An 11,386-nucleotide genomic window follows, 5' to 3' on the forward strand; every position below is an offset into this window, starting at 1 on the left:
TCTTTCAGAGAGCTTTCCGACCAGGAGATAAAAGCCTATGTGAAAAGCGGCGAGCCTATGGATAAGGCGGGGGCTTACGGCATACAAGGGCTTGGAGCACTTCTTGTGGAAAAGATAGACGGGGACTTTTATAACGTTGTTGGTCTGCCTGTGAGCAGGCTTGCAGAGGAACTCCACGAGTTTTTGAAGAAGGTTCAGTCGAAGTAGATCTTCTTGTTGCTCTCCTGAGTTTTCGGGAACACTGTCACCTTGTCGTTTCCGTCAACTATGCAGAGAAAGACCTTGTCAGGTGATGAACAGCCTTGCTTTTTTATTTCGTTGGTGAGCCATTTTATCTCCTTGCCTGCGTATTTCAGGTTGTCCTCCATAATAACGCCGTCAAGGATAAGGTCGGTGCAAAGCTTTTCGTCCTGCTTCTCATATCCTAAGTCTTTTGGAGTGAGAGGTGCTTCTGTGGCACGTTCCATGAAAGAGATAGTGCCGTTGGTTTCCAGAATAGCGTAGTATATCTTTGAGATGTCGAAATAGCCTGACGTTCTCGCCCTTGAAAGCAGATCGTTCACATCAAGCTTGGCGGTCTTAAGATTTTCGGGATATATTTTGCCTTTTTCAATAAGCAGGATAGGCTTGCCCGAAAGAAAATGTCGGCAGTGGATAGACTTCATCGTAAGCACAGACAACAGAAAGCCTGTCAGTCCGTAAAGCACCATTGCGATAACAGGCACGATAAGCTCGTCCATTTCCTGTGAAACAGCCATTTCAGAGGCGATAGAGCCTATGGTGATGCCGTTGATGTAGTCAAAAAGCGTGAGCTGTGATATCTGCTTGTTGCCAAGAAGCTTTGATATGGCGAACATAACGATTATAGAGCCAACTGTGGCAAGTATGGTGTGAGTGATGTTCATAGGCGTTTGACCCCTTTCAGAATATGCCCTTATTATCTGCATATGCGAACGTATTATTCTTCTGACGCATATTATGACAGAGAAACGTTGTGAGCAGGAAAGGGCGGTATCAGTGGAAAACAGGGGATCGTGCTGCGGTCAGCAGCTTAATATAATGGCTGCGGCATTTGCAAATTATCTTGGCGAGGGTTTGAGCGTTGACCAGCTTGGGCTGCTGTCAGCCTTTTTGCAGTCGGTGGGCGAGTCGCTTGACGTTATCGCCTCCGCAAGGCAGCTTTGTGCAGGAAATGATAATAATATAGCAGATAATTGATACAGGAGCGTAAAATGGGACTTTTCAGAAAAAATAAAGGTACGCCCTTGAAAGAGCTTGAACGCTATCATGGGAAACGAGTTTCCTATGTGGTTGAGCGTGAGGGCGCAGAGGAAAATGTTATCGGAAGAACAGGCGGAATATCTGTTGATAGTGAAAAGCTTGTGGTGGTGTGTGACGGACACGAGGTTTTCAGGTGCAGTACCGACGGCATAGTCTGCGCTGAGCTTATGAGCCACAACGGAGCGGATATAAAGGGCAGGGATATGACCACAGGGAAGCTTCGTCATATCGTTGTGCATTACGCAAACAAAAGGTGATATTTTTGCAAATGCACTCTCTTTGCACATAATTCTATCACATTGCAGTGGTAATATTATTACAGTCGGAAGGGAAAGACCGACAGTTAAAAAGACTTCATGATTGTTTTCTTCATATATTTTTTCTATACTTCCTTAATGAATAAAAACCTGCACGAGCGTGTGGGTTTTTATTTTTTGTATAATGTCTTAGAGAAAAATTCATTTTATTGCTGTTGACAATTCATATTTATGGTGATATAATGATTGTATTGAATATCATAAAGGCTGTGACGAGAAAGGTGACGGTGCGAATACTTCGCAGAGAGCGGACGTTTGGTGAAAGTCCGCAGGGATAACGCCGTCAGGATCATCTCTGAGCTGATCCGCCTAAGCAGATGTGTTAAGCGGATACGGTCTCTCACCGTTAGAAAGAGATATGAGTGGCAGGCTTATGGTCTGCAATCAGAGTGGTAACACGGAGATATTATGTCTTCGCCTCTAGTCAGGCGAGGGCTTTTTTTATTACATAGAAAAAAGAGGTTGTTTTTTATGCTTACATTGGATAAGGTTTTTGACGCTTCAAACGTGCTTAAAGAGGTCATCAGACCAACAGCGTGTATCCATGCGCCAAAGGTAAACCCTGATTGTGACGTTTATCTGAAAACAGAAAATCTTCAGGTAACAGGTTCTTTCAAGGTAAGAGGAGCTTATTATAAGATATCACAGCTTTCAGACGAGGAAAAGTCACACGGCGTTATCGCCTGCTCAGCAGGAAACCACGCACAGGGCGTTGCTCTCGCCGCAACAAAGAACGGTATAAAGTCTATCATCTGTCTTCCTGACGGCGCACCTATCTCAAAGGTAGAGGCAACCAAGGGCTATGGCGCTGAGGTATGTCTTGTGCCTGGCGTTTATGATGACGCTTACGCAAAGGCTATCGAGCTTCGTGACGCTAACGGCTATACATTTATTCACCCGTTCGATGACGAGAATGTTATCGCAGGTCAGGGAACTATCGGTCTGGAGATACTAAGTCAGGTGGCTGACGCAGACGTTATCGTTGTTCCGGTCGGCGGCGGCGGACTTATCTCAGGTGTTGCATTCACTGTAAAACAGCTCAAGCCAAGCGTTAGAGTATACGGCGTTCAGGCCGAAGGCGCACCTTCAATGGTAAATTCACTTAAAGACGGCAAGATAGAGTGCCTTGAAAGCGTTCACACTATCGCAGACGGAATCAAGGTAAAAGAGCCTGGCGAGCATACCTTCGAGTATTGCAGCAAGTATGTTGACGGCGTTGTTACAGTTTCAGACGACGAGATATCATCAGCTATCCTCCACCTTATCGAGAAGCAAAAGCTCGTTTCAGAGGGCGCAGGCGCAACACCTGTTGCCGCAGTAATGTTTAATAAGATACCTGACATCAAGGGCAAAAAGGTTGTATGTCTTGTTTCAGGCGGAAATATAGACGTAACTATACTTTCAAGAGTTATCAAGAGAGGTCTGCTCAAGTCAGGCAGATCTGATACTCTTACTATCCAGCTTGAGGACAGACCTGGTCAGCTTAGAGATGTTTCAGAGATAATTTCAAAGCTTGGCGGAAACGTTGTTTCTGTTCACCACGAGAGAGCAAGCGAGGACAGCGATATCACAGATTGCCTGCTCAGACTTGTTCTTGAAACAAGAAACTTTGATCATATCAGAGAGATAAGACAGGCTCTTACAGCCGCAGGCTTTAAGATAGTCAATAAGTAATTTTAAGACAGGAGTAGATAAAAATGGCAGAAGTTGTTTACACAAAGAACGCACCGGATGCAATCGGTCCATATTCACAGGCAATGAAGGTAGGAAACCTTGTTTTCACATCAGGTCAGATAGCAATCAATCCTGCAACAGGCAACGTTGAGGCAACAACTATCGAGGAGCAGACACATCAGGTTTGCAAGAACCTCACAAACGTTCTTGAAGCCGCAGGAACATCTATCGGCAAGGCTGTAAAGACAGTTTGCTTCCTTAAGAATATGTCAGATTTCGGTGCATTTAACGGAGTTTACGGCGAGTATTTCACATCAAAGCCTGCACGTTCATGCGTTGCCGCAAAAGAGCTTCCAAAGGACGTTCTCGTTGAGGTAGAGGTAATCGCTGAGGTATAATTTAGCATATTATCTTGTAGTGGAACGGCTGAATTTCTGTTTCACAGAAATGCGACGTCACATTATTGTGGAGCTGTATTTCAAGTATTTCGGGCGGCATATGTCGCCCGTTGTTTTTCTGTAAAAAGGGGTGAGGAAAATAAGCAGTGAGTTTATAAAAAGCAAAATGCGGACGGTGAAAAAATTCTCCATAGCCTTTGCAAAGTGGGTCTTTATCGCCTGCGCAGTGGGTGTAATAGGGGGAGTAGTCGGCTCGCTGTTCCATATGGCGGTAAACTTTGCCACAGGCTTCCGTGAGGGTCATAGCTGGACATTGTATCTTATGCCGTTGGCAGGTCTGTTTATCATTTTCAGCTATCGTGTCTGCAAGGTGAACGAGGAGACCGGTACAAATCTTATCATAAGCTCTGTTCGTGGAAACATCAAAGTGCCGCTGCTTATGGCGCCTCTCATCTTTCTAGGCACCGTACTCACCCACCTTACGGGCGGTTCGGCAGGACGTGAGGGTGCGGCTTTGCAACTTGGCGGAAGCATTGGCGCAAAGGCAGGCGAGCTTTTAAAGCTTGACGAAAAAGACTCCAGCCTTGTGATAATGTGCGGAATGAGCGCGGTGTTTGCCGCACTTTTCGGCACGCCTTTGACTGCGACTTTTTTCGCTATGGAAGTAATAAGCGTGGGCGTTATATACTATGTGGGTCTTGTGCCTTGCATAGCTTCCTCTCTTATCGCATATAAAATATCGCTGTTGGCAGGGCTTGCGCCAACAAAGTTCAACATAACAGGCATACCAAGGCTTTCCCTTGTGTCTGTGACCCAGATAGCGGCGCTTGCGGCTCTTTGTGCGGTGATATCCATACTCCTTTGCATGGTAATGGAGTTTTCACATTCAAGATTTCAGATGTATCTGCCTAACACCTATCTCAGGATAGCTGTAGGTGGCGTTGTGATCATTGCATTGACTTTGCTTGTAGGTACAAGGGATTACAACGGAGCAGGCGTAGACGTTATCGTGGCGGCTTTAGAGAAAGGTAAGGCGCACCCAGAAGCCTTTGCCCTGAAAATGCTTTTCACCGCCATAACTATAAATACAGGCTTCAAGGGCGGTGAGATAGTCCCGACCTTCTTTATCGGAGCAACTTTCGGCTGTACAGCCGCAGGCTTTTTGGGGCTTGACCCATCATTCGGTGCGGCTATAGGTCTTGTGGCACTTTTCTGTGGCGTTGTGAACTGCCCTGTGGCTTCCATACTTCTCAGCTATGAGCTTTTCGGTGGAAGTGGGCTTGTGCTTTTTGCGGTTGCCTGCGGAGTAAGCTATATGCTTTCGGGCTATTACGGACTTTATTCCAGCCAGAAAATAATGTACTCAAAGACAAAGCCCGAATATATCAACATAAATGCAAAATAAAAGAGAGCCAAGCGGCTCTCTTTTTTTGTTTATTCACTCATTGTTATGCTCTCGAATTTACCCCTTGTGACCTTGATAAGGTCTTTCGGAGAAAGCATTATCTGCGACCCGATACGTCCGCCGCTTATGATTATCTCCTCAAACTGCTCCGCAGAGCTGTCAACTACCGTCATGTACTGTTTTTTCATGCCAAGGGGTGTACAGCCACCACGAATGTAGCCCGTAACAGAGTTTATATCCTTCACATGGAGCATCTCGACCGACTTTTCGCCCACAGACTTTGCCGCCTTTTTCATGTCAAGCTCCTCTGCGATAGGGATAGCGAAAACATAGTAATTTCCGCTTTTACCCACTGTCACAAGGGTCTTGAACGAGCTTTCATACGGCTGACCGAGCATATCTGCAATGTGTATGCCGTCGATAAATTCGTCGCACTCATATGTGTTGACCTTGTATTTTACCTTATTTCTGTCAAGAATACGCATGGCGTTGGTCTTGACTTCCTTATCCTTTGACATTTTTTATCGCTCCCAATAAAATATTGCCCCTATTTCTCCCTTGAAAGCTTCACAGTGTCAGCAATTATCTCGGCGCACATTTCGTAGCCAAGCCTGCCGCTGTCAAGGCACATATCATAGCTTGAAATATCTCCCCACTTTTTGTTGGTGTTGGAGTTGTAATAGTCGGCACGTTTTTTGTCATACTTTTTGAGCCTTGCTTCCACCTCGTCCTCGGAGATGTTGTGCTTCTCAATTGCGCACTCCTGACGCTTCTCAAAGCTTGCATTAATGAAGACATTCAGCGTCTTGACTTTGTTTTTCAGTATAAAATCTGCACATCTGCCCACGATAACGCAGTTTCCCTTTGAAACAAGCTCCATTATTACCTCTGTTTCAGCGGCGAATATCTTCTCTGTTATAGGATACTCTTTCTCCTTTGAAAACAGATTTATTGGTGTTTTGAGAATGCTCAGAGCGGCTTCCTCGTATTTTTGTATCTCGCTCATTGCAATGCCGCTTTTTTGTGCCGCCATGTCGATTATCTCTCTGTCATAGCATGGGATACCAAGCTTTTCAGCCACAAGCTTACCGATAGTCGAACCGCCTGCGCAATAATGTCTGCCGATAGTGATAACTTTTATTTCAGCCATTTTCTGTTTCTCCTTTTGCATTTTTTTTATTTTTTTGACGGACTTCTGCCCTTTTATACAGTATAATATATTTGCTTGTTATTGTCAATAACATATTGGTTACACTTTGTTTAAGCTGGAGTAATAAAACTCCTCATAAAACGGAAAAGGACCGACCCTATGGTCAGCCCTCTTTCGTAGTAAGGAAAGTAAAATGAATTAAAACGAAAAATTCCTATTTATCAGCGTTGGCTTCTTTTATTTCGATATAAGCCTTCATAAGCTTGATAGCACCGTCAACGCCTGTTTTGGACGAGTTGATACAAAGGTCATAGTTCTTTGCTTCGCCCCATTTCATGTCGGTGTAATAATTATAGTATGAAGCTCTCCGCTTATCAGTCTTGCGGATAAAGTCCTCAGCTTTGTTTTTTTCGATATCGTATCTCTCAAGGATACGCTTTTTCTTTTCGGCAGTGTTGCCGGAAATGAAGAAGTCGATAATATTAGGCTCATTTTTCAGAACATAGTCAGCACAACGTCCTACAATAACACAAGGACCCTTCTTTGCAATGTTCTTGATAGTTTCAAACTGAGCCAAGAATATCTTGTGATTCAGCGGCATATCAGGATTGATCCTGCCGTCTGCACTTACAGGGTAATTACCCATGACCAGTGAGAAAAGAAAGCTGTTAGTATAGGACTCATCGTTCTTAACAAAAAGCTCCTGACATATACCGCTCTCTTTTGAAGCCATTTCCAAAAGCTCTTTATCATAGAAAGGTATGCCCAGATCATCAGCAAGCTTCTTGCCTATTTCACGTCCTCCGCTGCCAAATTCACGGCTGATAGTAATAATCGATCTCATAAAACATATCTCCCTTCTTTGATATATTCTTTTTAACGTACATTTATTATAGCATATTTTTTGTGATTTGTACATAAAAATCCGTAAAATTCTTGCACAAATTTATGTATTTTATATTGTGCATTTTGCGTACAAATATATTTAACAAATTCGTGACAAATACAAAGGCAATAAAAAAGCGGGACGAATGAACGTCCCGCTTGAAAATACTGAATTATTCAGCAACGTTAGCGTTTGCTTCCTTGATGATGTAATCAACAGCCTTCTGGTTCTCAGCAACGCACTCTGTCCATGTAGTAGCTCCGCCGCCTGTTACCATTGTAGCCTGGTTTACTGTCTGCATAAGTGTTGAAAGCTCAGCAGATACGCCGTCCTGGAAGTCAAATACAGGATTCTGTCTAGCCAGATCGTAAATTGTCTTACGCATCTCGATCATATCGTCTGTCCAGCCGTAGTCGTTCTTGAGCTGTTCTTCTGTGATGTTCTGTACCTCAGAGTTTGCAACCTTGCAGCAGTTTACGAACGCATTGAAGCCGTCTGGGTTTGGAGCGTTCTTGCAGAGAAGATAGCCGTTTACGCCTGTAGATACATAGTACTTGTCAGAATCGTCCATTCTTGGCATTGGAACGAACATAACCTCGCCGTCCTTGACGCTTCCGAATGTCTTAGTCTTTTCAGGAGTATCCTCGAGAGCCCATGTGCCGATAGGAATGAACAGTGTGAGCTGTGAACCAAGACCTTCACCGTTAGCTCCGTCACCTCTTGTCTTCCAGTTGTTGCTTGATCTGTCGAATACAACGTTGTTCTTCTCAAGGTTGTACATAAGATCCTGAACTGTGCCAACTTCAGCCTTGCCCATGTTGTTTACAAGCTTGCCGTCCTCAAGACCGATAAGTGGATAACCGCAAGTATCGTTAAGAGCCTTGCCGTACCAGTAACCATCAAGAGCATATCTGTCAGCTTCAGAGTCTGCAAAGTCAAGGCACATCTCTGTGAACTTGCTCCATGTCCACTCGTCATTAGCATAAAGCTCAGCAGGATCGTCATAGCCAAAGTCTGATATTGTCTTTGTGTTGTATGCACAAACATACTGTGGTCTTACGTCGATAGCAGCTACATAGTGCTTGCCGTTGAATACGAATGAATCGTTAAGTGTCTGTGATGATGACCAGATGTCTGAGCTGAAATCAACTACATCGTCGATAGGCTCGAACATGGCCTTGATAGCACCCTTAGGGAATGCGTCCATGTCGTCAACAGGGAAGAAGTCAGGTGAGTCGTTAGCCATAACTGCCTTAGCAAGATCAGTATATCTGTTATCCCAAGTTGTCTGAACGTACTCGATCTTTCCACCGTACTTAGTCTGGAAAAGTGAGATAGCAGGTGATTCTGACTTACCATCACTAGGGTTGATGTCATAGTGAGCCATCCACTTGATAGTCTTGTTTGAAAGCTCGATGTCAGGGAGCTTATCCTGAAGTGCATTTACCTGCTCCTTCTGATCATCTGTCATAGCCTTAGCTTCCTTCTTGGAAGATGAGCTGTCACTTGATGAGCTGCCGCAAGCAGCCATGCTGCAAGCCAGTGAAAGCGCACAAGCAGCAGCGAAAATTCTCTTTGCCATTTTCATTATAGTAACCTCCTTGATAATAGACGAATGTTCCTTACCCAAAACGTTCATCTGTTACGATCGACAAGCATTGTTACCCGACAACGCTTGCCATAACGCTTATTTTTCGTCCTTACTAATGATAACAAAAAGTTTAAATTTAGTCAATCAGCATTTTGCAATATAAAGCTCAAGCGTTTTTGTTGATTATGACAAAGGTGTGTTGAATTTGTGTGAGTATTCGTTTTCAGAAAACGTTTTCGCAATTTCACTCATACATATTAATAAAAAGTTTACAATTGTTGTATACAGGTTTTACATTACTGTATCACCTGTCTTTTGTCAGCAGGTGAGAGTTTGAATGTCCTCTTGCGACAGGGCAGGGTGAACGGCACGGTTTATGCCCATTGCAATGAGCTTTGCGCAGTTTTCCGAAAGTTTGTCGGCAGTTTTCGGAGCGACCATGATGTTTTCGGAGCTTTCAGGTGCGGTCTGACCGAAAATGTGCTGTGCGGCAGTGCAAAGGTCTATGACCGTTGGCACACCTATGGCAATGCACTTTACCCCGAGGGTCGAAAACGAAAGCTCTTTTCGTGCGTTTTCGACTCCGCTCCCCGGAGAAATGCCAGTGTCGCAAAGCTGTATTGTCCTGCCAAGATTTGAAAGTTCGCTGCAAGCCAGTGCGTCAACGGCAATGACAGCCTGCGGTCTTACACGCTCTGCGATAGCTTTTACCTGCTCGGAGGATTCTATTCCCGTGTTTCCAAGCACTCCTGTCTGTATCACTGTGACCTCGCCCAGATCGTCAGTATCAATCTCTTTTGCAAGGCTTTTTATGTGGCGGGTAGCGAAGATCTTTTCAGCAGTAAGAGGGCCAACAGCGTCGGAAGTCAGGGCATAGTTCCCAAGCCCTACCGCCAAAAAACGTTCACAACCACCGCAAAGCTCCCCTATGGCTTTTGCTATGACTTCTGCACGCTCACGAAAACTGTCGCTGTACATATCGAATGTTGAATCTGTGGCGGTAAGGGTGATGTATCTGCCAACAGGTCTGCCAAGCTTTTCGGCGGCTTCCTGTGTTTCTATGGTGATGTCCGTTACCTCAAGCCTAGCGTTTTCAATAACCTTGTTTTTGACTTTCACTCCCTGAAGCTTTTCCGCACCGCCTGCCTGAGAAAAGCTTTCCGCCGCCATATCCGTTCTAATGCTCATTTTATTCACCTTTCTGTGATATCGTGTAAGTTTTTGTGTGTTCCTACAATTTAGACCGCAAAATTTCTATATTTTTTTCAGTAAACCCCCTTGCAATTTCTTTTGAAATGTGGTAAAATATTTTACAAGGCTTGTTTAAAGGGCTTTCCGCATTTCCTCTCAGTCTGCGGATAGCTTGTGCAAATAAGTGCAAATTTATACAGAATGAGGGAGGTGTCGGTATGCCAAACATTAAATCCGCTAAGAAGAGAGTCAAGGTTATCAACACTAAGACAATGAGAAACAAGGCTGTAAAGTCTGATCTTAAAACTGCACTCAAGAAGGCTGACGCTGCTGTAGCTGAGAATGCAGAAAACAAGGAAGAAGTAGTAAGAGCTGCTATCAAGAAGGTAGATATGGCTTGCACAAAGGGCATTATGCATAAGAATGCTGCTGCAAGAAAGGTATCACAGCTTGCTAAGAAGCTTGGCTAATTTTTCAAAGTAGCTTACAAGACCGTTCCGAATGGGGCGGTCTTTTTTGTGTGTTGGTCTGTACTATATAAATAGTATACTTTGTTGGTCGTAGTTGACTTTTTGGAGCTGTTATAGTATAATTGAGTTGATAATAATGCAGGGGAGGGATTTTATGACGTATCGTGTTGGAAAATATACGCTGCCTGAATACAGTGTGCTTATGTCGGTGTATGACCGTGAGCTTCCTGAGAACCTTAACGAGAGTCTTGAGTCTATGCTCATGCAGTCATATCCTCCCTCTGACTTCGTGCTTGTGTGCGATGGCAAGCTCACCTGCGAGCTTAATATTATCGTGAAGTCTTTTCAGGACGAGTTCAAGCATATTTTCCATATCGTTCAGATAGACGAGAACGTGGGCGTTGGAAAGGCTTACAACGAGGGCATAAAGGCGTGTAAATGCGATTATATCGTGAAAATGGACAGCGACGATATATCTCTCCCTAACCGCTGCTTGAAGCAGATGACCCTTTTTGCGGTGAAGCCTAAGCTTGATATCATCGGCACATATGTGGAGGAGTTCGACACTGACACTGACGAGGTAGTTTCGGTGAAAAAAGTGCCTGTCATGCATAAGGATATCGCTTCATATTCCAAACGACGCAACCCTTTCAACAGGCAGTCTGTGGCTTTTCGCAAGTCCTTTGCGGAAAAGATAGGCGGTTACAGTGACCTTAAAATGTGCGAGGACTATGAGTTTATCGCACGAATGTTACAGCATGGTGCAAAGGGGCAGAATATACCCGAGGTGCTTGTGCGCTACCGCATAGATGAAAATACTGTGGATACACGCAAAAGCTGGGAGCATACAAAGGCTTTCATTCGTGTGAGGTGGATAATACACCGTTCAGGGTATACAGGCTTTCGTGACTTTTTCATGCCATGCGCTCTGCAGCTTGGTTTATTTATTTTTCCCAGAAAATTCACCCGTTGGGTATACAGAACGTTTCTCAGAAAATAATATTTTTTTATATATGAAAATAT

Annotated in this window: 14 protein-coding genes and 1 other annotated feature; of the genes, 8 read left to right on the top strand and 6 right to left on the bottom strand. The window is 44.3% G+C overall.

Annotation, left to right across the window (positions count from 1 at the left end; genetic code table 11):
* Positions 1 to 207: Maf family protein (locus tag QVO88_RS06105; RefSeq protein ID WP_288177826.1), on the top strand; the 207-nt coding region annotated here is incomplete at its 5' end.
* Here the strand turns inward: QVO88_RS06105 and QVO88_RS06110 are convergent.
* Complete coding sequence (locus QVO88_RS06110) at positions 195 to 947, bottom strand: DUF421 domain-containing protein (RefSeq protein WP_288177827.1); 753 nt, start codon at positions 945 to 947, stop codon at positions 195 to 197. The genes QVO88_RS06105 and QVO88_RS06110 overlap by 13 nt on opposite strands.
* A gap of 31 nt (positions 948 to 978) precedes the next feature.
* On the opposite strand from QVO88_RS06110, the gene QVO88_RS06115 reads away from it, so the two are divergent.
* From QVO88_RS06115 to QVO88_RS06135, 5 genes are all read left to right on the top strand, one after another.
* Positions 979 to 1,218, top strand: a complete 240-nt coding sequence (locus tag QVO88_RS06115) for a hypothetical protein (protein WP_022287621.1) — start codon at positions 979 to 981, stop codon at positions 1,216 to 1,218.
* Between the two features lie 14 nt (positions 1,219 to 1,232).
* Positions 1,233 to 1,538, top strand: a complete 306-nt coding sequence (locus tag QVO88_RS06120) for a hypothetical protein (RefSeq protein WP_022287622.1) — start codon at positions 1,233 to 1,235, stop codon at positions 1,536 to 1,538.
* A 260-nt stretch (positions 1,539 to 1,798) separates the two neighbouring features.
* Positions 1,799 to 2,023 (top strand) — a binding site (T-box leader).
* Positions 2,024 to 2,069: 46 nt separating this feature from the next.
* Positions 2,070 to 3,272, top strand: a complete 1,203-nt coding sequence (gene ilvA, locus QVO88_RS06125) for a threonine ammonia-lyase (protein ID WP_022287623.1) — start codon at positions 2,070 to 2,072, stop codon at positions 3,270 to 3,272.
* Positions 3,273 to 3,295: 23 nt separating this feature from the next.
* On the top strand, positions 3,296 to 3,670 hold the full coding sequence (locus QVO88_RS06130) for a RidA family protein (protein ID WP_022287624.1): 375 nt from the start codon (positions 3,296 to 3,298) through the stop codon (positions 3,668 to 3,670).
* 166 nt (positions 3,671 to 3,836) lie between these two features.
* Positions 3,837 to 5,075 carry a chloride channel protein gene (locus QVO88_RS06135; RefSeq protein ID WP_022287625.1) on the top strand — a complete coding sequence of 413 codons (1,239 nt, stop codon included), beginning with the start codon at positions 3,837 to 3,839 and terminating at the stop codon, positions 5,073 to 5,075.
* A 29-nt stretch (positions 5,076 to 5,104) separates the two neighbouring features.
* On the opposite strand, the gene ybaK is transcribed toward QVO88_RS06135, so the two are convergent.
* The 5 genes from ybaK to gpr all read right to left on the bottom strand — a co-directional run bounded on the left by ybaK (position 5,105) and on the right by gpr (position 9,890).
* Positions 5,105 to 5,593, bottom strand: coding sequence for a Cys-tRNA(Pro) deacylase (gene ybaK / locus QVO88_RS06140; protein WP_022287626.1), 489 nt, complete (start codon positions 5,591 to 5,593; stop codon positions 5,105 to 5,107).
* 29 nt (positions 5,594 to 5,622) lie between these two features.
* Positions 5,623 to 6,225 carry an AAA family ATPase gene (locus tag QVO88_RS06145; protein WP_022287627.1) on the bottom strand — a complete coding sequence of 201 codons (603 nt, stop codon included), beginning with the start codon at positions 6,223 to 6,225 and terminating at the stop codon, positions 5,623 to 5,625.
* A 214-nt stretch (positions 6,226 to 6,439) separates the two neighbouring features.
* The gene (locus tag QVO88_RS06150; protein WP_022287628.1) at positions 6,440 to 7,069 is read right to left on the bottom strand and encodes an AAA family ATPase; all 630 of its coding nucleotides are present in this window, start codon (positions 7,067 to 7,069) and stop codon (positions 6,440 to 6,442) included.
* 214 nt (positions 7,070 to 7,283) lie between these two features.
* The gene (locus QVO88_RS06155; protein WP_022287629.1) at positions 7,284 to 8,699 is read right to left on the bottom strand and encodes an ABC transporter substrate-binding protein; all 1,416 of its coding nucleotides are present in this window, start codon (positions 8,697 to 8,699) and stop codon (positions 7,284 to 7,286) included.
* A 321-nt stretch (positions 8,700 to 9,020) separates the two neighbouring features.
* Positions 9,021 to 9,890 (bottom strand): GPR endopeptidase, encoded by an 870-nt coding sequence (gene gpr / locus QVO88_RS06160; RefSeq protein ID WP_022287630.1) that lies wholly within the window; start codon positions 9,888 to 9,890, stop codon positions 9,021 to 9,023.
* Positions 9,891 to 10,111: 221 nt separating this feature from the next.
* Here gpr and rpsT point away from each other — a divergent pair, with 221 nt between their 5' ends.
* Together rpsT and QVO88_RS06170 are read left to right on the top strand one after the other, a co-directional pair.
* Positions 10,112 to 10,363, top strand: coding sequence for a 30S ribosomal protein S20 (gene rpsT, locus QVO88_RS06165; RefSeq protein ID WP_022287631.1), 252 nt, complete (start codon positions 10,112 to 10,114; stop codon positions 10,361 to 10,363).
* A 154-nt stretch (positions 10,364 to 10,517) separates the two neighbouring features.
* Complete coding sequence (locus QVO88_RS06170) at positions 10,518 to 11,363, top strand: glycosyltransferase (protein ID WP_022287632.1); 846 nt, start codon at positions 10,518 to 10,520, stop codon at positions 11,361 to 11,363.
* Positions 11,364 to 11,386: the final 23 nt, after the last annotated feature.

The organism is Ruminococcus sp. CAG:57 (genome assembly GCF_000435935.1).
Taxonomy (GTDB): domain Bacteria; phylum Bacillota; class Clostridia; order Oscillospirales; family Ruminococcaceae; genus Hominimerdicola; species Hominimerdicola aceti.